General features: G+C 67.1%; 19 protein-coding genes. 11 read left to right on the forward strand and 8 right to left on the reverse strand.

Going from position 1 to position 22,174, the window contains the following annotated elements; all coding sequences use genetic code 11:
- Positions 1-134: 134 nt before the first annotated feature.
- A complete protein-coding gene (locus J2X98_RS09530) occupies positions 135-356 on the reverse strand; it encodes an NAD-binding protein (protein WP_307307109.1) in 222 nt (73 codons plus the stop codon).
- Positions 357-481: 125 nt separating this feature from the next.
- On the opposite strand from J2X98_RS09530, the gene J2X98_RS09535 reads away from it, so the two are divergent.
- Positions 482-988, forward strand: coding sequence for a gluconokinase (locus J2X98_RS09535; protein ID WP_307307112.1), 507 nt, complete (start codon positions 482-484; stop codon positions 986-988).
- Between the two features lie 349 nt (positions 989-1,337).
- Here J2X98_RS09535 and J2X98_RS09540 read toward each other — a convergent pair whose 3' ends face one another.
- From J2X98_RS09540 to pdxA, 4 genes are all read right to left on the reverse strand, one after another.
- The gene (locus J2X98_RS09540; protein ID WP_307307355.1) at positions 1,338-1,640 is read right to left on the reverse strand and encodes a YciI-like protein; all 303 of its coding nucleotides are present in this window, start codon (positions 1,638-1,640) and stop codon (positions 1,338-1,340) included.
- Between the two features lie 238 nt (positions 1,641-1,878).
- Positions 1,879-3,213 carry an MFS transporter gene (locus J2X98_RS09545; RefSeq protein WP_307307114.1) on the reverse strand — a complete coding sequence of 445 codons (1,335 nt, stop codon included), beginning with the start codon at positions 3,211-3,213 and terminating at the stop codon, positions 1,879-1,881.
- A gap of 356 nt (positions 3,214-3,569) precedes the next feature.
- Complete coding sequence (locus J2X98_RS09550; protein WP_141942981.1) at positions 3,570-4,346, reverse strand: DeoR/GlpR family DNA-binding transcription regulator; 777 nt, start codon at positions 4,344-4,346, stop codon at positions 3,570-3,572.
- Positions 4,347-4,422: 76 nt separating this feature from the next.
- The gene (pdxA, locus tag J2X98_RS09555) at positions 4,423-6,798 is read right to left on the reverse strand and encodes a 4-hydroxythreonine-4-phosphate dehydrogenase PdxA (RefSeq protein ID WP_307307116.1); all 2,376 of its coding nucleotides are present in this window, start codon (positions 6,796-6,798) and stop codon (positions 4,423-4,425) included.
- A 245-nt stretch (positions 6,799-7,043) separates the two neighbouring features.
- Here pdxA and J2X98_RS09560 point away from each other — a divergent pair, with 245 nt between their 5' ends.
- The 6 genes from J2X98_RS09560 (at position 7,044) to J2X98_RS09585 (ending at position 13,080) form a co-directional block, all read left to right on the forward strand.
- Positions 7,044-8,033: an aldo/keto reductase gene (locus tag J2X98_RS09560; RefSeq protein WP_307307119.1), complete on the forward strand. Its 990-nt coding sequence runs from the start codon at positions 7,044-7,046 to the stop codon at positions 8,031-8,033.
- A 41-nt stretch (positions 8,034-8,074) separates the two neighbouring features.
- Positions 8,075-8,854 (forward strand): HpcH/HpaI aldolase family protein, encoded by a 780-nt coding sequence (locus tag J2X98_RS09565; protein ID WP_141942975.1) that lies wholly within the window; start codon positions 8,075-8,077, stop codon positions 8,852-8,854.
- Between the two features lie 2 nt (positions 8,855-8,856).
- Positions 8,857-10,098 carry a sialidase family protein gene (locus J2X98_RS09570; protein ID WP_307307123.1) on the forward strand — a complete coding sequence of 414 codons (1,242 nt, stop codon included), beginning with the start codon at positions 8,857-8,859 and terminating at the stop codon, positions 10,096-10,098.
- Positions 10,095-10,769, forward strand: a complete 675-nt coding sequence (locus tag J2X98_RS09575; RefSeq protein WP_307307127.1) for an SDR family NAD(P)-dependent oxidoreductase — start codon at positions 10,095-10,097, stop codon at positions 10,767-10,769. The genes J2X98_RS09570 and J2X98_RS09575 overlap by 4 nt, the downstream gene beginning before the upstream one ends.
- Before the next feature lie 150 nt (positions 10,770-10,919).
- Positions 10,920-11,957, forward strand: coding sequence for an AAA family ATPase (locus tag J2X98_RS09580; protein WP_141940456.1), 1,038 nt, complete (start codon positions 10,920-10,922; stop codon positions 11,955-11,957).
- Between the two features lie 280 nt (positions 11,958-12,237).
- Positions 12,238-13,080 carry an esterase/lipase family protein gene (locus tag J2X98_RS09585; protein WP_141940457.1) on the forward strand — a complete coding sequence of 281 codons (843 nt, stop codon included), beginning with the start codon at positions 12,238-12,240 and terminating at the stop codon, positions 13,078-13,080.
- Positions 13,081-13,141: 61 nt separating this feature from the next.
- Here the strand turns inward: J2X98_RS09585 and J2X98_RS09590 are convergent, their stop codons facing one another.
- From J2X98_RS09590 to J2X98_RS09600, 3 genes are all read right to left on the reverse strand, one after another.
- Positions 13,142-14,437, reverse strand: a complete 1,296-nt coding sequence (locus tag J2X98_RS09590) for an ArgE/DapE family deacylase (RefSeq protein ID WP_307307136.1) — start codon at positions 14,435-14,437, stop codon at positions 13,142-13,144.
- 94 nt (positions 14,438-14,531) lie between these two features.
- Positions 14,532-15,863 carry an MFS transporter gene (locus tag J2X98_RS09595; RefSeq protein ID WP_307307138.1) on the reverse strand — a complete coding sequence of 444 codons (1,332 nt, stop codon included), beginning with the start codon at positions 15,861-15,863 and terminating at the stop codon, positions 14,532-14,534.
- Positions 15,864-16,030: 167 nt separating this feature from the next.
- Positions 16,031-17,224 (reverse strand): helix-turn-helix domain-containing protein, encoded by a 1,194-nt coding sequence (locus J2X98_RS09600; RefSeq protein ID WP_307307142.1) that lies wholly within the window; start codon positions 17,222-17,224, stop codon positions 16,031-16,033.
- 159 nt (positions 17,225-17,383) lie between these two features.
- Between J2X98_RS09600 and J2X98_RS09605 the strand changes: the two genes are divergently transcribed.
- From J2X98_RS09605 to J2X98_RS09620, 4 genes are all read left to right on the forward strand, one after another.
- A complete protein-coding gene (locus tag J2X98_RS09605) occupies positions 17,384-19,078 on the forward strand; it encodes an amidohydrolase (RefSeq protein ID WP_307307145.1) in 1,695 nt (564 codons plus the stop codon).
- The gene (locus tag J2X98_RS09610; protein WP_307307148.1) at positions 19,075-20,328 is read left to right on the forward strand and encodes a M20 family metallo-hydrolase; all 1,254 of its coding nucleotides are present in this window, start codon (positions 19,075-19,077) and stop codon (positions 20,326-20,328) included. The genes J2X98_RS09605 and J2X98_RS09610 overlap by 4 nt, the downstream gene beginning before the upstream one ends.
- 138 nt (positions 20,329-20,466) lie before the next feature.
- The gene (locus tag J2X98_RS09615; protein ID WP_307307151.1) at positions 20,467-20,832 is read left to right on the forward strand and encodes a hypothetical protein; all 366 of its coding nucleotides are present in this window, start codon (positions 20,467-20,469) and stop codon (positions 20,830-20,832) included.
- A gap of 68 nt (positions 20,833-20,900) precedes the next feature.
- Positions 20,901-22,160, forward strand: a complete 1,260-nt coding sequence (locus J2X98_RS09620; protein ID WP_307307154.1) for a S8 family serine peptidase — start codon at positions 20,901-20,903, stop codon at positions 22,158-22,160.
- Positions 22,161-22,174: the final 14 nt, after the last annotated feature.

The following is a 22,174-nucleotide window of genomic DNA, read 5'->3' on the forward strand; positions in this document are numbered from 1 at the left end:
TCGATCCTGTGTAGGTTCCCCGGGTGGAGTCCAACACGGCCAGAAGTCCGTAGCTAGAGTCATTCGTCCCTCATACTGCGACTGCTCCGCCAGGCGCGGCGCCGGGTGCCCCGGCGGCTCCGCTCAAGCCGGGACTAACCCCTGATGGTCCGGTAGATCCCGGTGTGGTCCAGGCCGCCGTCGCCGGCCGCGACCATCTTCTCAAAGGCCTTTTGCAGGCAGGCTGCCACGGGCAGTTTCAGGCCGGAATTCCCGGCAGCCTCGGCGATGAAGTTGAGGTCCTTCAGCTGGTTCTTCGCCGAGCCGCCGCCGTCGAAATCCTGGTCGAAGAAACGCTGCCCCTTCTGGGCCAGCACCTCCGAGTTGGACAGGCCGCCGTCGCACGCCTCAACGCCTCGCTTGAGGGTCTCCTGCAGAAGCCGGTGGAGGTCACCAGGCTGACGTCGATGCCCGCCGGAACCGAGCAGCAGGGCGCGCTTTGATGAAACCCGTCATAGTCGTCATGGGCGTCTGCGGGGCGGGAAAGTCAACCGTGGGTGCGGCGCTGGCGCGGCGCCTGGGGGCCGATTTCATTGATTCGGACTCGCTGCATCCCAGAGCCAACATCGACAAGATGGCTGCCGGCATCCCGTTGACGGACGAGGACCGCTGGCCTTGGCTGGCACTCGTCGGCGACGAGCTCGGGGCAGCCCATCCGAAGGGAATCATCGTGGCCTGCTTGGCGCTGAAGCGCGCCTACCGGGATGCGATCAGGGCAAAGGCCCCGGATACGGCCTTCGTGCAACTCGACGTGGAGCTGCCACTCCTGCAACAGCGACTGAATCAACGCCCCGGGCACTTCATGCCGCCGTTGCTCCTCGGTTCCCAGTTGAGTGCGCTGGAACCCCTTGGACCAGACGAAGCGGGCCTCACGGTACCGGCGTCGGGCGACCTGGAGTCGATACTCGACCGCATCACCGCCGTCGCGCGCACTGGAGCTCCAGCGTAAACACCCACAGCAGGACGTCCTCGCCGGGAACGAGCTATGTACGGATGGTCCGCAGCGAAGTGCCCCGCCTTGAGGCAGGCGTCGCGGGGGATGCGCGGGACGTCCGGAAAGTCCGACGGCGTTGCGCGCCTGAACGGGATACCCACCCCGCGCCTGCGGTTGGGGCAGTCCGCGCCAGGTAGTGGCCCAGCTGTGCCAAATCCGGGTGGGAGGACGGATCGCCGACGGCGTCGGCACCCACGCGTTGGCCGCAGCCAAGGCCGCTCTGCCTGGGCCGACCGGGCAGGCGCGGCCTTCGGGGAAGACTGCAGGCAACAAAGGCACGGCCACGCACTGCCGTTCGGTGGCGTTAGGGACGGACCGGTGTGGCCGCCCCGTTGCCGAGCACCGTGGTCCACAGGCTGGCGGTCCAGGACGTGACGACACCGTTGAGGACGTAGGGGTCTGCGGCTGCAAAGGCTTTGGCGGCCTCAAGTGGGTTCTCGCCGGCGAAGATCAGCAAGCCTTTGAAGGGTCCTTCGCCAATAGCCCCGCCGAGCAGAAGCTCGCCGCGTTCCACTGCCTCCCACCCCGCCTTGAGGTGGTCTGCGCGGTATTGTCCGCGGGACTCGAGGTAGTTGTCGGCGTAGGTGTATTCGAGCACGGCGTGCATGGGTTTCTCCGCTTCATTGATGGATGAAATCACTGTAGGAGCAGCGTGCCCACCGGGCCCCAGCCGGAAACGGCAGTCTTCGACCAGCTGACAGGCCTTCGTTGGCGGGGTTTCCCAAGATGGCCCACTCATCAGTGGACAGTGCGCAGCCCTCCTGACCGAGGGGCCGGTGGGGCTCCGGGGTCAGGAGGGCGCTTGTACGTTGTGCCTGGCAGCCCGTGACAGTGGCCGCGGGTTCCTACGCGATGGCGTGGCGGGACTGCTCGTCTTCCTGGATCTGCGTCTTGGATTGCTTGCTCGGTCCGATCCAGACGGCCACGATGGTGATGATCGCCTGGCTGATCATGTAGAGGGCCACAGGCCAGTACGAGTTGGTCGCGGCCAGCAGGAGGGTGGCGAGGACGGGGCCAATGCCTCCGGAGATCGCGCTGCCCACTTCGCGGGAAGAGGCAAGGCCGGTGAAGCGGATATGGGCCGGGAACAGGTTGGCCAGGTAGGCGCCCTGCGTCGCGGACATGCCGCGCACGGCGATCGCGTAGATGATGACGATGGCGATGATCACGACCGGGACCGACTTGGTGTCGATCATCCAGAACATCGGGAAGATGAACAGCGCGACTGCAATCGCTGAGCCGATGTAGACGCGGCCGATGCCGAGGCGGTCGCCCAGCCATCCGAAGAGCGGGTAGGTGAAAAGACTTACGAAGGAGGCGACGAAGAGGCCGTTGAGCCCGACGCTCTTGTCGAGGTGGAGGAAGGTTGCCGCGTAGGCCAGGACGAAGGTCTTGACGAGGTTGGTGGTCGCATTCTCGGCGAAGCAGGCGAACATGGCCACAAACCAGTTGCGCGTGTGGGAGGCGAAGACTTCCTTGACGGGGCTCTTGGGCTTTTCCTGGGTCCGCGTGACGGCCATGAACTCCGGGGACTCGACGACCCGCATCCGGATGAAGAGGCCCACCGCGATGCCGATGACGCTGGCGAGGAAGGGAAGCCGCCACCCGTACGCCATGAATTGGTCCTTGGGCATGGAATCCAGAAGGGAGTAGAAAGAGGTTCCGAGCATGATGCCCAGCGCCAGGCCCGCACCGGGGAGGCTGGTGAAGAGGCCCTGCCGCTTCTTGCTGGCATGCTCGGACACCATGACCTGGGCACCTCCGAACTCCGCACCCGCGCCGATCCCTTGCAGGATGCGGAGGAGGAGCATCAGGATCGGGGCCCAGATGCCTACCTGGGTGTAGGTGGGAAGCAAGCCGATGAGCGCCGTGGACGTGCCCATGAGGACGAGGGTCGCGGCGAGGACGTTCTTCCGTCCCAGTCGGTCGCCGAGCGCGCCGAAGACGAAGCCTCCAAGCGGGCGGAAGAAGTAGCCGATGGCCGTTGTGGTGAGGGCGGCAGCGGTGCCAATCAACGGGTCCATCTTCGGGAAGAAGAGGGTGTTGAAAACGAGTGCGGACGCCGTGCCGAACAGGACGAAGTCGTACCACTCGATGGTGGTGCCGACGACTCCGGCGATGATGGCGCGGCGGACCCACTTGGCTCGCTGCTCTGGCGTGGGGGTTATGACGTTGGACATTGCTGTTCCTTCTACTGCGGTGTAGGGGAGGCGCCTGTTGCTGGAGGAGCTCCGAGCCTCGGCGGGAGAGGTGCGTCACAAGTAAGCATGACACATGTGCGTGAAACGCGCTAGTACTTTCGCTAAGTTCGCGCATGATGTGGGCCAAGTGCCGGGATTTGGCTCGACAAGGAGGGGGAAATGGTCCACTCATGCGCATTACGCGCAGAATGACGAGGAGGCGAAGGCGGCATGGTGCGCACAAACCGCCATGGCGGCGGGCTGGATTCGTTATCAGCGCGGGGACCGGGAAGGGCCAGGGAGCTTGCCCGTGGGGACCGGAGGTTGTTACCGGGCGGGGGCCTAGCTGGATTCGATCAGCGTGCTGAAGCAGCGACGATTTCCACCGTTACCCCGCGGCTTTGGAACGCCTGCACCTGCCTGGGGTCGGCGCCGTCGTCTGTCACCAGGGTCCACGGTAAAGGCAACTGGACCCAGGCGTGGAAGGGCCGGAGCCCGAGCTTGGAGGAGTCCGCCAAAACGTAAACGGAACGGCCCCGGCGGGCCATGAGCTCCTTGAGGCGCGTCTGCGCGTGGTCTGCTTCGCAGATGCCGTCCTCGGCGGAGACGGCATCGGCGCCCAGGAACACCCTGTCGAAGCTCATCCGCTCCAGCGCGGCCTCGGCCAGCGGCCCGACGAAACTCTGGGACACGCCACGCAGCCGGCCGCCCAGGCAGTCCACCTCGATGCCCTCGCAGTCGGCCAGCTCCTGCAGGGTGTTGATGCCCGGCGTCGTAATGGACAACCGGCCAAACCCGCGCAGTTCGTGGGCAAGGGCACCTGCCGTGGAGCCGGCGTCGAGCAGGATGCTTTCCCCGGGCTGGATGACCGACGCCGCCCAGCGGGCGATCGCCTGCTTCTGCTCGAACGCCTCGCCGGTGCGCTGCCGCAGCGAGGCCTCCGGGTGCGCGCCCAGGGCCATGGCCCCGCCGTAGGTGCGGGCCAGCCGGCCCTGGTTGTTCAGCAGCGCCAGGTCGCGGCGGATGGTGGACGCGGTCACCTCGAATTTGGCGGAGAGTTCCTCCACGGAGGCAAGGCCGGTGGTCACGGCAAGGTGGTAGATCTCCTCGCGCCGCGCGTTTGCGCTGAGCATTCCCGGTCTCCTTCCCGTGGGCATGGCGGTGGCAGTGCTACCCATGCTAGTTCCGGCGACCACGGAATCCCGGCAGCTACACGGCCATGGCCGGGCGGGTGGCCATTTCCGCGGCCTGGTGCAGCGCTTCCACCATGGAACGGGAATCGGCGATTGCCTTGCCGGCGATATCGAACGCGGTGCCGTGGTCCACGGACGTGCGGATCACCGGCAGGCCCACCGTGATGTTCACGCCGGCCTCGATGCCCAGGACCTTGACCGGCCCGTGGCCCTGGTCGTGGTACATGGCCACCACCAGGTCGTAGTCGCCGCGGCCGGCCAGGAAGAAGAGGGTGTCCGCGGGGAGCGGGCCCACCGCGTTGATCCCGTCCGCCTGCGCAGCCTTCACGCCCGGCTCGATCTTCTCTGCTTCCTCGCCCCGCCCGAACAGGCCGTTCTCGCCGGCGTGCGGGTTGATGGCGCACACGCCGATCTTCGGGTTGGGGATGCCGGCCCGCACCAGCGCCTCGTGGCCGCGGCGGATGGTCCGCTCCACCAGGTCAGGGTTGATCTTGCGGATGGCGTCCATGAGCCCGATGTGCGTGGTCACGTGGATCACCCGGATCTTTGGCGTGGAAAGCATCATGGACACTTCCTCCGTGCCCGTCAGCGAGGCCAGCAGCTCTGTGTGCCCGGGGAAGATGTGCCCGGCGGCGTGCAGCGCTTCCTTGTTCAGCGGCGCCGTGCAGATGGCCTGCACCTTTCCGGCCATGGCCAGCTCGCTGGCCACCCGGATGTATTCGTACGCGGCGTGCCCGGCCACGGGGGAGAGCTGCCCCCATGCCAGGTCCGCCGGCAGCAGCGCCAGGTCGATCACGTTGACGCGGCCCCGCGTGAACTCCGCGTCCTCCACGTCCTCGATGGCCCGGATGTCCACCTGGATGCCCAGTACCTCCGCGGCCTGGCGCAGCCGCAGCGCGTCGCCGATCACCACGGGCCGGCACTCGGCCAGGATGCCAGCATCCAGCACCGCCGGCACGATCACCTCGGGGCCGATGCCGGCTCCGTCGCCCATGGTGACGGCGACGTAAGGCAGGGGCTGGTTGTTCATTGTTTCGTCAGTCATTGCTGCTCCAGGTTCTTCGGAAGTCTTGCGGGGAAAGGTGTTGGGGGAAGCTCCCGCGGACTGGCCGCGGTGCTTCCGGATTTCGTCATACAGCTGCAGGAGGGCCAGGTCGTCGCCGAAGCTGCCGGGCTTGGTGCCCACCAGCGTCCCGTCGTCGGCACGGATCAGCACGGCCCCGTGCTGCACCGCCGCGAGCGGCACCAGGCTGGAGCGGCCGACGGCGTCCAGGACTTCCCGGGCCGTCTCGCCGCCGGTAAGGATCAGGTCGGCAGGAGCCGCTTTCGCTGCCTCGGCCGCGAACGCGGAGAGCGCCTGCACGATGCGGGCGGAGGCGGACGGGACCACGTTCTGCACCGCCAAGCCGAGAGCTACGCAGGCTCCCGCCCTCAAATCACCCGTGACCCGGGCCAGTTGGGAAGCGTAGGCACCCTTGGATTCGGCCGGGAGCGGGTCCAGCCGGACCACCCTGAAGCCGTTGGCTTCGAGCTGGGACAGCTGCGCCTGCGCGGTTCTGGATGCGGAGCCGACGACGGCGAGGACGGGCCGTCCCGCTTCCTGTGGTTCTGTGCCGATAAGCTCAGCCGCTGCCGCGTTTTGCGTATTTCGCGCAAATTGGGTCGTCAGCCGCCGGGCGAGGACATCAGCCGCTCCACCGGTTCCCACCAGGACGATGCGGCGGCCGCCTGCATGGAAATCCATCTTCAGCAGTGCGGCCACCACGTGCTCCAGGTCCTGCACCGTTTCACCGTCGGTGACCACCAGTTGCGGCTGGTCGGAGTCCAGGAGCCCGGCGAGCTTTGCGCTGAACGAGCTGGACCGGACTCCCGCCAGGGTTACTGTCCTAACCGATGCCGGGTCCTCCGGTCGGAGCAGGGATGGAACATCGGCTGGCGGGGCCTTAACCTCTGCCTGCCACAGCTCCGTCTCCGCCAGGGGAGTGCCGTGCACCAGCGGCCGGCCACCCGCCACGGAACGCTGCAGCTGCGGGAGGGCGCCGGCAACCACAGCGTGCAAACCCAGGCTGGTCAGCGCGGAAATCTCGGCACTGAGGTTGCCCCTCCACAGGGAGTCGATCTTCTTGAACAGCGCCTGCGCAACGGAGGCTTCAGGACCGGAGAAAGCGTCCTTCACCAGCGCCTCGGCCGCGGCTTCGGAAAGGCCGCGGGAGTGCGTATCGGTGACCACCACGTCGCTGGCGAACCCACTCGAGGAGGTGCCGCCGTCGTGCGTTCCCGCGTCCTTACCTGCTCCCAGCAGGACCTGCGTGGACAGGCCATGTTCCACAAAGCAGTAGCCAACCTCGGCGGCGCCGGAGAAATCGTCGGCCTGCACAAATATGGAAGCCACGTTGCTCCTCCCGCTTGTAGGTGGCTGCACCCGGACAAGTGGTGCAAACTCCAATCATCATGACACAACTGCGCGATTCGCGCTAGAGGGTTGCGTGGTTTGCGCAAAGGTGGCAAAGTGATGGGCACAACAAAGCATGATGAGGGGCCCGCGGGCTCCACGTCAGCCGGACCGATCTTTCCCAGGCCGGCTCGACCCCTACTGTTTCTACGAGAAGCAATGACGCAACCACGAGGAATCAACGCATGAGCACCCAGCCCGAAGGCACCCAGGTGGACGGCCTGAAACTTCCCATCTCCCGGCTTGTCCTGGGAACCATGACGTTCGGCGACACTGCGGATGAGGCCACCGCCGCCCGGATGGTGGAGGAAGCGCTCGACGCCGGCATCACCACCATCGACACCGCCAACGCCTACGTGGGCGGGGTCACCGAGGAGATGCTCTCCCGGCTTTTAAAGGCGAAGCGCGACGGCGTCATCCTGGCGTCCAAGGCCGGCATGCCGCACGCGGACCACGGCTCCAATGCGCCGCTGTCAGCGGCCGGACTGCGGGCCAGCGTGGAGGGCAGCCTGCGCCGGCTGGGCGTGGACAGCATCGACCTGTTCTACCTGCACCAGCCGGACCGGGCCACCCCGCTTGCCGAGACGCTGTCCACCGTGGCCTCGCTGGTTGAAGAAGGGAAGATCGGTGCGCTGGGCGTTTCCAACTTCGCCGCCTGGCAGATCGCCGACGTCATCCACACGGCGCGTGAAGTGGGGGCGCCGCGGCCCGTCGTCGCACAGCAGCTCTACAACCTGGTGGCCCGGCGGCTGGAGGAGGAATATCTCGAGTTCGCGGCCACCCACAACGTGCACACCACGGTCTACAACCCGCTGGGCGGCGGCCTGCTCACCGGCAAGCACAGCTTCGACGCCAAGCCCACCGAGGGCCGCTACGGCGATTCCAAGCTCGCCGCCATGTACACGCAGCGGTACTGGGACAAGCAGCTGTTCGACGCCATCGCCGAACTGTCCAGCATCGCCGCCGGTGCCGGGGTTTCCCTGGCTGAGCTGTCCCTGCGCTGGCTTGCCTACCGGGACGGCGTGGGGTCCATGCTGCTGGGCGGGTCCAAGGTGGAACAGCTGCGCGCCAACATCGCCGCCGTGGCCAACGGTCCGCTGCCGGCCGACGTCGTGGACGCCTGCGACGCCGTCGGCACGTCGCTGCGCGGGCCAATGCCCGCCTACAACCGCTGATCCCTTACCCGTTACCTGAACCGATCACCTGAAGGACCCTGATGACTTCCGACCTGGCCCTCGAATTCGCCCGCAAGATCCGCGCCCGTGAGCAGGCGGTGGGCTACTGGGCGGTGCTGGACGCGCCCGTGGCCACCGAACGCATCGGCCGGCTCGGCTACGACTACGTCGCCCTGGACGCGCAGCATGGCCTGCTCGGCTACTCCGGGGTCCTCAACGGGCTGATGGCCATCGATGCCGGGCACACCGCCGTCGGCATGGTCCGCGTGGAGGCCAACGACTTCACCGCCATCGGCAAGGCGCTCGACGCCGGTGCCGTGGGCGTCATTGTCCCGTTGGTCAACAACGCCCAGGACGCCGCCGCGGCCGTGGCCGCCGCCAAGTACCCGCCGCTGGGCGGCCGCTCCTACGGCCCCATGCGCTCGGCCCTGCGGATCGGCCCGGTGCCCGCCGAGGCCAACGCCGCCACCATGGTGTTCGCCATGATCGAAACCCCCGAGGGGCTGGCCAACGTCAAGGAAATCTGCGCTACCCCCGGCCTGGACGGCATCTACGTGGGGCCCTCCGACCTTTGTATTGCGGTGGGCGGGGCGTTCCCCGGGGATCCCGCCGTCGAAACCGAATTCAACGCCGCCCTGGAGACCATCGCCGAGGCTGCCGCGTCAGCTGGCATCGCCGCCGGCATCCACACCGCGGCCGGGACCGTCGCGGCGCAGCGCCTGAAGCAGGGGTACACGTTCACCACCGTCGCCTCGGACCTGACGCACCTGGAACAGATCGCCAAGTCCCATCTCGACGCCGCCACTTCCAAGGACCAATAACCATGACCATCACCACCGACAGCTACAGCACCATCACCCCGGACGGCGCGGTCAAGAGGGCCGACGGCGCCGACTTCGCCTACCTGCCCGCGCCCACCGTGCAGAGCCACGCGGCCAACCTGCTCACCCTCCCGGACGGCCGGCTGGGCTGCGTCTGGTTCGGCGGCACCCAGGAAGGCGTGCCGGATATCTCCATCTGGTTCTCCACCCTCGAGCCGGGCAGCAGCCAGTGGTCCGCCCCGGAGCAACTCTCGAACGACTCCACCCGCTCCGAGCAGAACCCCATCCTCTTCACCAACACGGACGGCGCACTCTGGCTGCTGTACACCGCGCAGAAGGCGGGCAACCAGGACACGGCCGAGGTCCGCCGTCGTATTTCCCTGGACAGCGGCCGCACCTGGGGTGAGGTGGAGACCCTCTTCCCGGCCAACGAGACCGGCGGCGTGTTCGTCCGCCAACTGCCAGTGGTTCTCCCGTCCGGGCGGCTCATCATCCCGATCTTCCGCTGCATCACCACGCCGGGGGAGAAGTGGGTGGGCAACAGCGATGACAGCGCCGTGATGATCTCCGACGACGCAGGCGCCACCTGGACCGAGCACGTCCTGCCGGGCAGCCTGGGCTGCGTCCACATGAACATCCAGCCCGTGGCCGACGGCTCGCTGCTGGCCCTCTTCCGCAGCCGCTGGGCCGACTCCATCTACGAATCCCGCTCCACCGACGACGGCTCGACCTGGAGCGAGCCCGTCCCCACCGAGCTGCCCAACAACAACTCCTCCATCCAGTTTGTTGCTTTGACGGACGGCCGCCTGGCCCTGGTGTACAACCACAGCCGCGCCGGGGAGGGCACCGCGCGGCGGCTCTCGCTGTACGACGAGATTGACGACGACGGCCTGGCCGACGAACAGGGGCAGGTCGCCGAACCGGACGCTACGGCTTTCCCGGAGGACGACGGCGTCAAGCGCGCCTTCTGGGGCACGCCGCGCTCGCCGATGACCCTGGCCATTTCCGAGGATTCCGGCCGTTCGTGGCCCATCCGCCGGAACCTGGACGTGGGGGACGGCTACTGCCTGTCCAACAACTCCCGCGACGGGCTGAACCGCGAATACTCCTACCCGTCCATCCACCAGGGCCCGGACGGCGCACTGAACATCGCGTACACGTACTTCCGGCAGGCCATCAAATTCGTCCGGGTGGACCCGCAGTGGGCGTACGACGGCAGCACCACGCCGGGCGGGGACGCATGACCAAACATGCGGTTGTCACCGGCACCAGCTCCGGGATCGGCAAAGCCATCGCTGCGCGGCTGCTGGCCGACGGCTGGCGCGTGACAGGGCTGAGCCGCACCGAGTCTGCCCTGGAGGGCAAGTTCGAGTGGCTGCAGGCCGATCTCGCCCAGCCGGAGTCCCTGGCTTCGCTGGTTTCCGGGCTGGCTCCGGCCGATGCCCTGGTGCACGCCGCCGGGTTCCAGCGGACTGCCCACCTTGGTTCCCTTGACCCCGCTGCTTTGTCCGGCATGTTCACCGTCCACGTGGCCGCGGCGTCCGCGCTGGCCAACGCGTTGGTGCCGGCCATGCCCGACGGCGGCCGGATCGTCCTGCTGGGCAGCCGCACCTCCACGGGGATGCCGGGCAAGAGCCACTATGCCGCGACGAAGGCCGCGCTGATGGGGCTGGGCCGGACCTGGGCGCAAGAGCTCGCGCCGCGGGGGATCACGGTCAACGTGCTCTCCCCGGGGCCCACCGACACCCCGATGCTGAACGATCCCGGCCGTGCCGCCACCCCCGTGAAGCTGCCGGCCCTGGGCGCCCTGGTGGACCCGGAGGACGTGGCCGCCCTGGCCGCCTTCCTGCTGGGCCCGCACGGCAAGTCGATCACGGGCCAAAACTACGTGATCTGCGGCGGGGCCTCCCTGTGACCCCCGGCCGCCCCGCCCCCGCCCGAATCGCCGGAACGGTGCCAGGACGCCGGAAGGGGACGGCTATCCGGCACTCTTCCGGCGGTATCGGCCCTGATACTTGTGGCGCTGAGTCCGCCGTGCGCGGGAGCCGGGGTCTACAGTGGAGGCATGGCTCTCGGCCGCAACCCGCTCGATGACCTGCGCGAAACGATCGGCCACCTGGCCGATCAGCTCAAGCTGCCCGGTTCGGAACGCGTCGATGAAGTAGTCGGCGATCTCATGGGTGCCCGGCCCGGGCCGGCCCGGCCCCTGTCTGAGCTGCAGGCCGAGCTCGACGCACTGGTGGGACTGGACACCGTGAAGGAGCAGGTACGGGCCCTCGTGGCACTGCTCCAGGTCCAGGCGCGCCGCAAGGCCCACGGACTGCCGGAAGTGGCCACCTCACAGCATCTGGTGTTCCTCGGAAACCCCGGCACGGGCAAAACCACCGTGGCGCGGCTCCTGGCCGAGATGTACCGCGCCGTGGGTCTGTTGCAGAAAGGCCACCTGGTGGAGGTGGACCGTTCGGGCCTGGTGGGGCAGTACGTTGGCCAGACCGCCATCAAGACGGACCGGGTGATCCGGCGCGCGCTGGACGGTGTCCTGTTCATCGATGAGGCGTACGCGCTGGCCCCGGAGGATGGCCGGATGGATTTCGGCCCCGAGGCGATCGAGGTCCTGCTGAAGCGGATGGAGGACCACCGCCACCGCCTGGTGGTGATCGTGGCGGGGTACCCGCGGCTGATGGAGGCCTTCCTGCTCTCCAACCCAGGCCTGCGCTCCCGGTTCGCCCGCGAGATCACCTTCCCTGACTACTCCGTCGATGCGCTCCAGACGATCTTCCACCAGATGCTGGCCCAGCACGAGTACAGGCTGGAGCCGGACGCGGACCAGATGCTGCGCCGCATCTTCACCGGGCTCCATGCCGGCGAGGACTCCGGCAATGCGCGGTTCGCCCGCACCCTCTTCGAGCAGGCGCTCAACCGCCAGGCGCTGCGGCTGTCGCTTGACGAGGAACAAAGCCTGGACGCGCTGGACCGTGAGGCCGTCATGACGCTCACCGCTGACGACATTGTCCAGGCCGCGCAGGCGTTGGGCGAGGAGCCGGAGCCCGAACCGACGCCGGAACCCGAGCAGCCACGCTGGAAGCGTTGGCTCCTGGCCTGACAGCCCACAGGTCTGCACGTTCGTGCAGACCGCGGCAGACCGCCCGTGCGCAGGCCGGCGTACGCTCTCTAGCTACTGACCAGTAACAAAGCCCGATTTGACGGGGTGCCGGAGCAACATCCACCTCCTCTTGGACAGCCCTTTTTGGCCGCACATCCGTGCACTTCTGCTGCGCAGGAGCAGCAGCGCTGCCAGCATGGAAAACCCCGGCCAGCCCTGATGGATCCCCCAAAACCATCAGTGCCGGCCACACCATAGACAGACGAACAAAGAGGTTTCCATGTCATTCCTTACCCGGGCCCTGTCCGTTGCGGCAGCCGCCGTCCTTGCCACATCCCTGGTTTCAACCCCCGCCCAGGCCGTCGATGTCTCCCCGCCGGGTGCCAATGACTGGTCCTGCAAACCATCAGCAGAACATCCCTACCCCGTGGTCCTGGTTCCGGGGACCTTCGAGAGCATGGACAAGAACTGGTCCACCCTCTCGCCGTACCTTAAAAGCGAGGGCTATTGCGTCTTCGCCCTCAACTACGGCGAAACGAACGGCGTCTATGCCACGGCTCCGGTCAAGGATTCCGCCGCGCAACTCGCGCCGTTCGTTGATGCCGTCCGCTCCGCCACCGGAGCCAAGCAGGTGGACTTGGTGGGCCACAGCCAGGGCGGCATGATGCCCCGGTACTACATGGGCTTCCTGGGCGGGGCAAAGTACGTCCACCAGCTCGTGGGCATCGCGCCGTCCAACCACGGCACCGAAGGCGTGATCCTCCCGCCGCCGGACCTGGTGCCCACGCCCGACTACACCGCCGCCGGCTGTGCCGCCTGCGCCGACCAGCAGGCCGGGTCGCCCTTCATGCAGGAGCTCAACTCCATCGGCGATACGGTGGCTGGCCCGTCCTACACGGTCATCTCCACCACCCACGACGAGGTGGTCATCCCGTACAACAGCCAGTTCCTGAACGGTTCGGCGCGGCAGGTCACCAACATCACCATCCAGGACAAGTGCCCGGCCGACGTCATCGAGCATGACCAGACGCCCAACGACCCCGTGGTGCACCAGCTCGTAGGCAACGCCCTGGCCCAGCCATCCGGTCCCGCGGACCCGGCCTTCCAGCCCGTCTGCTTCTAGCATCTTGAAGCAGTACGACGGCGGGTGGCCGGCCCACAAGCCGGCCTCCCGCCGTCGTGGTTTACTGCGCTGGCACCGGGGTTCCAGGCTGCTCGTCGACCCCGCACCAGTCGGCGATGAACAGGGCGATGCTCTTGGTGATCCGGCGGATCGATTCGACCGAGACTCGCTCGTCGAACCCGTGGATCGACTCCGAGATGGGGCCGTAGACCAGCGGCGGCGTATCGGCGTAGAGGGCGAAGACGCGGCCGTCCAGGTAGCCCGGCGTTGTGAAGCTCTCCAACTCGCGGCCGAACACCTGTGCGTGCGTCCGCTGCAGCATGGCCTCGGCGTCCGTCCCGGGCTCCAGCACGTAGCCCTCGGAAAAGAAACCGGTCTTCACGCCGACGGCGGTGATCGACTCCGGTCCGCGGCCCAGGGACTCGAGGCACTCCTGGAGTTCGTGCCAGGCCTGCTCGGCGCTGATACCGGGGTAGATTGCCGCCCGCACATCGAACTCGCACCAGGCCGGGACGCTGGAGGGCCAGTCCCCGCCTGCGATCCCGCCGAAGTTGAAGTTGATGGGGTGGTCCAGGTCTTCGAAGTACCGGTGCTGTCCGCGGTCCGCGTTCCACTTCTCCTCCACCTCGCGCAGCGCGGAAATGGCCGTGTATGCGGCATCGATGGCGTTGAAGCCGGCGCCCATCTCCCGGGGATGCGTCGGGTTGCCGGTGACGCGGACCTTGAACCACAGCACGCCCACGTTGGCGCGCACCAGCATGTCCTCCTCGGGCTCGGGGATGATTACCGCGTCGGCACGGTACCCGCGCATCAGGGCTGAAAGGGAGCCGTTGCCCGTGCACTCCTCCTCCACGACGGACTGGAAGTGGATGCGGCCCGCCGGCTCAAACCCGGCGCTACGGACGGCGTCGAACGCGAAGAGGTTTGCCGCCAGGCCTGCTTTCATATCGCCGGCACCGCGGCCGTACAGCCACCCATCGATGATGGGTGCGTCCCAGGGGGATCGGGACCACGCCTCGGCCGGGCCCTCGGGCACCACGTCGATGTGGCCGTTGAGGATGAGGGACCGACCCCGCTCTTCGGCCGGACGGTACGTGCCCACGACATTGGTCACCCCTTCATAGGACACCGTTACCGGCCCGAAGCCGTGATGGGCGGACAGCTCTTCGGCGTCCAGTTCCCACCGGTCCATCTCCAGGCCGCGGCCCTCCATGGCCCCGTAGATGAGGTCCTGCGCGGTGCCCTCCCGCGTGCGCAGGGACGGGTGCTTGACCAGGTCCTGGGTGAAGGCAAGTTGGGCGTCGAAGGCGGCGTCCACCGCATCCAGGATGCGCCGGCTTTGATCGTCACTGAGCATGTGTTCTCCTAACGGGAAGGGGAGCCGTCCGCCGGACGGCTCCCCTTGGGTGATTGTCGATAGTGCAGCGGGTTACCGGCGGTCGCCGTCCGTCCTAGCTGCTGGTAACGAGCTGCTTGTCCTGGACGCGCAGGCGCTCGCCGAAGAACCCGCCGACGGCGGTAAGCAGCGAGATGATGGCCAGGATCAGGGCCGCACCCCACGACTGGTTGCCGGAGACGCCCAGCATGGCGGTGGCCAGCAGGGGCATGAAGCCGCTGGTGGCGCCGGCGATGTTGTAGCCCAGGGCCACGCCGGAGTAGCGAAGCTTCGGCGGGAACAGCTCGGTGAGCAGGGCGCCGTTGACGGCGTAGGCCACTGCGATGAGCATGATGCCCACCGTGATGGCCAGGATAATCATCACCGGGGACTTGGTGTCGATCATCGCGAAGAGTGGGAACGCCATGACCGCGCTGACGATGCCGCCCCACATGGTCACCTTGCCCGGACCGATCTTCTCGGCCAGTCGGCCCATGACGAAGGTGACGCCGATCTGGGCCACTGCGGCAACCAGCGTTGCGTTGACCATGACATTCCGGTCCACCTTCAGGGTGTTGGAGCCATAGCTCACCGCGAAAGTGGTGATCATGTAGAAACCGCCGACGCCGAGCAGTGCTGCGAGCACGGCGATGAGCAGGCGGCCGCCGGCGTGGCGGAAGACCTCGAAGGCCGGAACCTTCGACGTTTCGCCCTGGGCCAGCAGATCCTTGAAGATGGGGGATTCCTCCACCTTGAGCCGGATCCACAGCGCGATGCCCAGCATGGGGAACGCCAGCAGGAACGGGATGCGCCAGCCCCAGGCATCGAAGAATTCGGACGGGAATAGCAGGACCAGCGAGAAGGCGCCGGAGGCCAGCAAGGTGGCGACCGGCGAGCCTACCTGGACCAGGGCGGCATACCGGCCACGCTTTTCCACGGGTGCATGCTCGACGGCCATGGTCACGGCGCCGCCCCATTCGCCGCCGACTGCCAGGCCCTGGACCAGGCGCAACACGGCAAGCAAGGTGGGTGCGGCCAGGCCGATTGTGCCGAAGTCGGGAAGCAGGCCGATGAGGGCCGTGGCCGCCCCGATCATGACGATGGTGGTCAGCAGCGCCGGACGGCGTCCATAGCGGTCACCGATGTAGCCGAAGATCATGGCACCGATGGGGCGAGCGGCGAAGCCGACGCCGAAGGTGGCAAAGGAGGCCAGCAGTGCTGCGGTGGGGTCCATGTTGGTGAAGAAGAGCCGGTTGAAAACCAGCGCCGCTGCTGTGCCGAAGAGGTAGTAGTCGTACCACTCCAAGGCGGTCCCGACGAAGGCTGCGCGGGCGATCTTCCCTGCGTCCTTGCCGGAGATCACCGGAGGAGCACCGGCGGTGTGGGAGATTGAATTTGAGGTCGTCACTGCGTGGGCCCTTTCGAGCGGGTTGAGTTTGCATCCCGGTCCCGCGGCGGTCGAATGGCGATGGCCTGCACGCTGCGGTGGTTTATTCGACATTAGGTGAGTGATAAAGCCCTAAACAATGACAATATCCACCCACTTTTCGCCCTTCTGCTGGGCATCTTCACAAATCAGTCCGTGAACTCGCTGTACCGGCTGAGGGCGACGAGGGCCCGGGCGGCCTCCGCCGGGACAGTCAGGTCCAGGCCGATGACCTCGTGCAGGCTGTGCAGGCGGTTGACAACGGTGTTCCGGTGGCAGAAGAGTTCCTCCGCCGTTTCCTTGATGGAGCCGGTCCGCCCGTAACTGCGCGCCACTTGCAGCAGGCGCTGGCGTTCCAGGGGCGTGCACCTGTCCAGGGCCTGTTTGATGGGAGCGGAGAAGCCTGGGAACTTCTGCTCCAGCAGTCCGCCAGCAATGCCCATCCACGTATCCTCCATCGTGGCCAGCCCGGCGCCACGGGGATTCTGCTGCGCCAGTACGAGCGCCGACGCGGCCGCGGCAGGAACAGCAGCCAGCCCGTCGACGTCGGGCAGGTATCCGGCGGGGAAGCCCGGGCCTTCCTGCTGCCACGTGCGGCCCTTGCGCTGCTGGCGGAAGACATACAGGACCCCGGTGTTCTCATACATATATATGCGGTGGTCCGGCTCGAACTGCCGCTGCGCCTGGGCCACGGCGTCGGAGGTCACTGCCAGCACTTCAAAGGTCCCGGCGGCCTCCACCCCGAGCGCCGCGGCAAGGTCCTGCGTATCGCCGGAGCTGCCTGCTTCGGCGTTGAACAGCCGGGACAGCAGGCGCTGGCGGTACAGCTGTTTGTTGCGGGCCAGCCGGGCCTCTTCCTCGGCATAGGCCTGCTGGATGCTGCTGACATAGCCCTCCACGGCGTCCAGGACCCGGTCCATATTGGCCACCAGGACGCTGATCCCTTGGTCGCGGGCCACCCGTTCCAGTCCCTTCCAGAGAACGCGGAAGTCATTGCGGATCGCTTCAAGAAACGCGTCCAGGGGCACGCCCTGACGTGCCCGGCGGCCAGCCACCTCACGGGGCAGGGTCTGCAGGTCCGGAGGGAGCTCCAGCCCGGCCATCTGATACAGGAACATGTCCATGGTGTCCGCGGCGGTCCGGTACACATCATCCTTGGGCACCAGCGCCTCGCCGTAGGAAATCGCGGAGAAGCGTTCCAGGAAGTCATCCACCAGCCGGGAGCGCTCCTTCCACAGGCTCTCCAGCAGTTCGGTCCATTCCGGCTCCATGGGCCGGCCCGGATTGAACTCCCTGATCACCGGGCCGGAGGGGCGGGCGGCAGTGTTGTCGCGGACTGTCATGGGGACCATTTTATGCAAAAGCCTAAGTTAGTGCGCTAATGCCGCGTTCGATGTCCATTGAGAGCAGCAAATTTACAGAGTTGAATGGAGCGAAGCCACACTTCCAGGCCCCTGCCCTGAACCCTCCGTTGCCATCCGGAGGCCTATCAAAGAGGATTAATGCCCGTCGATCTCCTGATCCGCAACGCCCACATACTGACCCAGGATGCCTCCCGGCCCACGGCGACGAGCCTGCTCATCCATGACGGCAAGATTCTCGACGTGGATCCCGACCCTGCCTTGGCCGGCCATGCCCTCCAGACCATCGACGCCGCCGGGACCGTGATCGTCCCCGGATTCAACGATGTCCACGCGCACAGCGTGTGGTTCGGGCTCGGGCTGATGGAGGCCAACGCGGGAGTGGCGGCAAACCTGGACGAGCTGTACGACATCATCGCCAACGCTGCAGCCGGAAAGGCTGCCGACGAATGGGTGGTGGCATCCGGCTTCAGTCCGCTGCTGTTCGGCGGCCGGCAACCGGACCGCCACCGGCTGGATACGGCGGCCGGGGGACGCCCTGTGTGGATCAAGCACTCGTCGGGCCACGCCTGCACGCTCAACGGCGTAGCGCTGGAGCTCGTCGCCGACCGGGCCGATCTCACTGCCCCGATCGACGGCGGTGCTGTGGTCATTGGCGATGACGGCCTTCCGACCGGGCTGCTGGAAGAAAACGCTATGCGGCTGGTCCAGGACATCCTGCTTCCGTATCCGCTGGAAACCATTGAGCGGGCGCTGGATCTGGCAACGTCGCACTACCTTTCTGAAGGGCTCACCAGCGTTACGGATGCGGGCATCGCCGGCGGCTGGATCGGCTATTCGCCCCGCGAGTTCGCGGCCTACCTGAACGCGCGCGACAAGGGACTGCTCAGCGTCAGGATGCAGCCCATGCTGGTCATGGATGCCCTCCACGAGATGCCCGGGCACGCCGATGACCCCGAGTCCCGGAGCCTTGACGCCGGGATCCGCACCGGACTGGGCGACGACTGGCTGCGCGTGGGCCCGGTGAAGATCTTCAGCGACGGTTCGCTCCTGGGCAGTACGGCCTACATGACCGAGGACTATGTGGGGTGCACCCACAACCACGGCTACCTGCAAATGGACGCCGACCAGCTGCGCGAATCAGCGCTCGCCGCCTACCGTGCCGGCTGGGCAATCGCGATGCACGCCATTGGTGACCGCGCCGTTGACCATGCCATCGACATCATCACCGAGGCCCAGGAAAACTTCGGGCTCAATGCACAGCCCAACCGGATCGAGCACGGCGGGGTGGTCCGCCCCGACCAGCTGGACCGGATCGCCGCCGCCGGCATCGTGCTGGTCCCGCAGCCACACTTCATCACCGAGTTCGGAGACGGCATGGCCCGCCTGTTGGGGCCCAAGCGCACCCCCTGGTCCTATCCCGGCAAGAGCCTGCTGGAGCGCGGCGTCACGCTGCCGGGAAGCTCGGACCGCCCTGTCTCCAACGGTCGGCCCCTTGATGTCATGCAGTCCTTCGTGGAACGGCTGACGCCGTCGGGCGAGGTCTACGGGCCGGACGAAAGGATCACCGCGGTGGAGGCGCTGGCCGCCTACACCACGGGGTCGGCCGCGGCCACCGGAACCGGACACATCAAGGGGCGCCTGGCACCGGGGTACCTGGCCGACCTGGTGTTCCTCGACCAAGATCCAACCGCCGTCGAGCCCTCAAACATTTCAGCCACGCGCGTGCTGGCCACCATGGTGGGCGGCCACATCCGCTTCGGCGCAGAAAATCTACCAGCGCCGGCCCGCCTCGCGGACCTTGAGCCGGCACTGACAGGAAAGGAAACCCCATGAGCACCACCGACCCCCAGTTCCTCGCGGACTTCGCCACGATGTCGGGCTTCGGCGCCACGCCCGGCGGCGGCGTGGACCGCCAGGCCGGAACCCCAAACGACCACGCCACCCGGGCCTGGTTCAGCCAATGGCTGGCCGAGCACGGCTACACCGAAACAGTGGATGAGGCAGGCAACCAGTTCGGCACCGTGGAACTGGTCCCCGGCGCCCCCTACGTGCTGGTGGGTTCGCACCTGGATTCCCAGCCGCTGGCCGGCCGGTATGACGGGGCCTACGGGGTGCTCGCAGCAGCCCACGCGGGCGCCCGCGTTGCGGCGGAAGCCCGGGCCGGCAAGCTCGAGCCCGCCTATAACCTGGCCGTTGTGAACTGGTTCAACGAGGAAGGCAGCCGCTTCGCGCCCAGCATGATGGGCAGCGGCGTCTTCACCGGGAAGTTGCAGTTGGAAGACGCCCTCGCCACCATTGATCCCGCGGGGACGACCGTAGCCCAGGCCCTGGCTGCAGGACATGCTGCCCCGGACGGGGACGCGCCAGTCCTCGCCCAGGTCGCCCGCTACGCCGAGATCCACATCGAGCAGGGCCGGAACCTGGAGGAGAGTGGCACCCAGGTGGGCATCGTGGACAGCACCTGGGCCGCCAGCAAGTATCGGGTGACGGTGGACGGAGCGCAGTCGCACACAGGCGCAACCCGCATGGAGGACCGCCGCGACGCCCTCTTCGGGGCCGCGCTGGTGATCTCCGCGGCGCGTGAACTGGCTGCCGAATTCGAGCCCGGGCTGCTGCATACCTCGGTCTCCGAGCTGTATGTCCTGCCGAACTCGCCGGTCACCATCGCCCGGCAGGTGCTGATGAACCTGGACCTGCGCTCCCCGGACGAATCCGTGCTTGGCTTGGCCATGGAGCGGCTCGCCAAGCGGATCATCGACGCCGAGGCCGACTCCCGCACGGACATCAGCCTGGACCTGACGCACAACTGGGGAGTGGTGTCCTACCAGCCCCAGGGAGCAGCACTAGGCAGGGCCAGCGCGGACAGCCTGGGCTATACCCATGCTGACGTGATGACCGTCGCCGGGCACGATTCGACCAACATGAAGGACGTGGTCCCCACCGTGATGCTCTTCGTCCCCAGCGTGGAAGGCATCTCGCACAACGAGGCTGAGTACACGCACGACGACGACGCGCTGCGGGGCGTCGAACTCCTCACCGAAGTCACGTGGCGCCTTGTCCGGGGCGAACTGGACGAGAACTAGCAACGCGTCCCGGGTGCCTGGCTTACAAAAGCCGGCCTCCCGCCGTCGTACGCAAGCGTTGATTCCTTCCCGCGCCTGGTCCAAAATTCAGCCACCACCCGCCATGGTGGCGGATGGCCTGTTCAAAGGAAAAAAGCCATGGAATCAGAACAAGCGGGCAACGGCGGCGACGCAGCCTCCGGGGCGGGGCACGTCTCGGCGAGGGAATTGGCCGGGGCCGAGGATGCGCGGCGGGTGCTGCTGCCAATGATCAGCGCCATGTCCTCCCTCGCCGCCAACCCATCCGCGGCGGCCAAGTTTGCCGAGGGGATCCACACCCAGAACAACGAACTGGTCAGGGCCGCGCTGCGCGAGGTGCGGACCGACCTGGACATCGAAGTGGGACCCGGGCAGGACGAAGGCCAGGTCACCGGCGGGGCCATTGCCCGCACCACCAGCGTCTCCATCCACATCAGCTGGCACCATGGCCTGGACATCGACATCAAGGTCACTAAGAAGAAGTAGCAGGGCCGCGCGCATTTAGGGCATTTACCCCTACCCGGATGGTGCCCGGTGTGGCATAGATAGCCCGCATGAAAAGAATCATCCTCGCCTGTCTTACGTCAGCACTCATGGTCCTTGGGCCCGTCCCGTTCGCCCTTCCCGCCAATGCAGCGGGAGGGGCGCCGGCCACCTCGGCACACATCCTGGTCAAATTCCGCGACGCCGGTGCTGCCGTCGGCGGCCTGCATCGGTACAGCCTCAGCCAGGGCTCCGACGTCGGAGGCACCGGGGCCACGCTGGTCAGTGTGCCGGCCGGCAGCGAAAGCCGGATCATCGACGCGCTCAGCCGGGATCCCGCCGTCGAGTACGCCGAGGCGGACCAGCCCGTGGGAGCCGCCACCTCGGACCAGTACTTCCCGCGCCAATACGCGCTGCAGAACGATGGCCAATCCTTCACCAACACCGCAGGCGACATCACCGTTCCCGCAGGGACCCCGGACGCCGACGTGGACGCGGTGGAAGCTTGGAACACCACTACCGGCAGCGGCATCAAAGTCGCCGTGCTGGATTCCGGCGTCGCCAGCGACAACCCGGACATCGCGCCCAAAGTGGTGGCGCGCGCCAACTTCAGCAGCTCGGCCACCAAGGCCGGCGACCCCGTGGCCGAGGACTACTACGGCCACGGCACCCACGTGGCCGGCAACGTTGCAGCTACGGTCAACAACACCATCGGCGTCGCCGGCGTGTGCCCGGGCTGCACCATACTGGCCGGCAAAGTCCTTGACGACAACGGCGTCGGGTCCAGCTCCGCCCTGGCCAACGGCATCAACTGGGCGGTCAGCAACGGGGCCAAGGTTATCAACATGAGCCTTGGCGTGCGGGCGTCCCGGACCTTGGAGACCGCGGTCAACAACGCCTGGAACAAGGGCGTGGTGCTGGTGGCCGCCGCGGGCAACGGCGGCAACCAGACCAAGATCTACCCCGGCGCCTATGCCAACGTCATCGCCGTTGGCGCCACCGACAACAACGACCTGAAGGCCAGCTTCTCCACCTACGGCGCCAGCTGGGTGGACGTCGCGGCCCCCGGAGTGAACGTCTACTCCACCTTCCCCAACCACCCGTTCGTCCTGGCCACCCAGAACAACCGCTCTCAGGGCTACGACGTGGGCAACGGAAGCTCCATGTCCTCAGCGATCGTGGCAGGGGCCGCCGCGCTCGCCTGGAGCTCGCATTCCGGTGCCACGAACGCCTCCGTCCGGGCCGACATCGAGTCCACCGCGGACAAGGTTGCCGGCACCGGCACCTACTGGGCTTACGGCCGCGTCAACGCCGGCAGCGCCGTCAAGTAATCCGTCTGCCGCTG

The sequence above is a fragment of the Pseudarthrobacter enclensis genome (assembly GCF_030811655.1).
Lineage (GTDB): Bacteria > Actinomycetota > Actinomycetes > Actinomycetales > Micrococcaceae > Arthrobacter > Arthrobacter enclensis_A.

Excerpts from the sequence above, each read along its gene's own strand:
- J2X98_RS09535 (WP_307307112.1), top strand. The coding sequence starts at position 482 with ATGAAACCCGTCATAGTCGTCATGGGCGTCTGCGGGGCGGGAAAGTCA.
- J2X98_RS09540 (WP_307307355.1), bottom strand. The coding sequence starts at position 1,640 with ATGCACGCCGTGCTCGAATACACCTACGCCGACAACTACCTCGAGTCC.
- J2X98_RS09545 (WP_307307114.1), bottom strand. The coding sequence starts at position 3,213 with ATGTCCAACGTCATAACCCCCACGCCAGAGCAGCGAGCCAAGTGGGTC.
- J2X98_RS09550 (WP_141942981.1), bottom strand. The coding sequence starts at position 4,346 with ATGCTCAGCGCAAACGCGCGGCGCGAGGAGATCTACCACCTTGCCGTG.
- J2X98_RS09560 (WP_307307119.1), top strand. The coding sequence starts at position 7,044 with ATGAGCACCCAGCCCGAAGGCACCCAGGTGGACGGCCTGAAACTTCCC.
- J2X98_RS09565 (WP_141942975.1), top strand. The coding sequence starts at position 8,075 with ATGACTTCCGACCTGGCCCTCGAATTCGCCCGCAAGATCCGCGCCCGT.
- J2X98_RS09570 (WP_307307123.1), top strand. The coding sequence starts at position 8,857 with ATGACCATCACCACCGACAGCTACAGCACCATCACCCCGGACGGCGCG.
- J2X98_RS09575 (WP_307307127.1), top strand. The coding sequence starts at position 10,095 with ATGACCAAACATGCGGTTGTCACCGGCACCAGCTCCGGGATCGGCAAA.
- J2X98_RS09580 (WP_141940456.1), top strand. The coding sequence starts at position 10,920 with ATGGCTCTCGGCCGCAACCCGCTCGATGACCTGCGCGAAACGATCGGC.
- J2X98_RS09585 (WP_141940457.1), top strand. The coding sequence starts at position 12,238 with ATGTCATTCCTTACCCGGGCCCTGTCCGTTGCGGCAGCCGCCGTCCTT.
- J2X98_RS09590 (WP_307307136.1), bottom strand. The coding sequence starts at position 14,437 with ATGCTCAGTGACGATCAAAGCCGGCGCATCCTGGATGCGGTGGACGCC.
- J2X98_RS09600 (WP_307307142.1), bottom strand. The coding sequence starts at position 17,224 with ATGACAGTCCGCGACAACACTGCCGCCCGCCCCTCCGGCCCGGTGATC.
- J2X98_RS09605 (WP_307307145.1), top strand. The coding sequence starts at position 17,384 with ATGCCCGTCGATCTCCTGATCCGCAACGCCCACATACTGACCCAGGAT.
- J2X98_RS09610 (WP_307307148.1), top strand. The coding sequence starts at position 19,075 with ATGAGCACCACCGACCCCCAGTTCCTCGCGGACTTCGCCACGATGTCG.
- J2X98_RS09615 (WP_307307151.1), top strand. The coding sequence starts at position 20,467 with ATGGAATCAGAACAAGCGGGCAACGGCGGCGACGCAGCCTCCGGGGCG.
- J2X98_RS09620 (WP_307307154.1), top strand. The coding sequence starts at position 20,901 with ATGAAAAGAATCATCCTCGCCTGTCTTACGTCAGCACTCATGGTCCTT.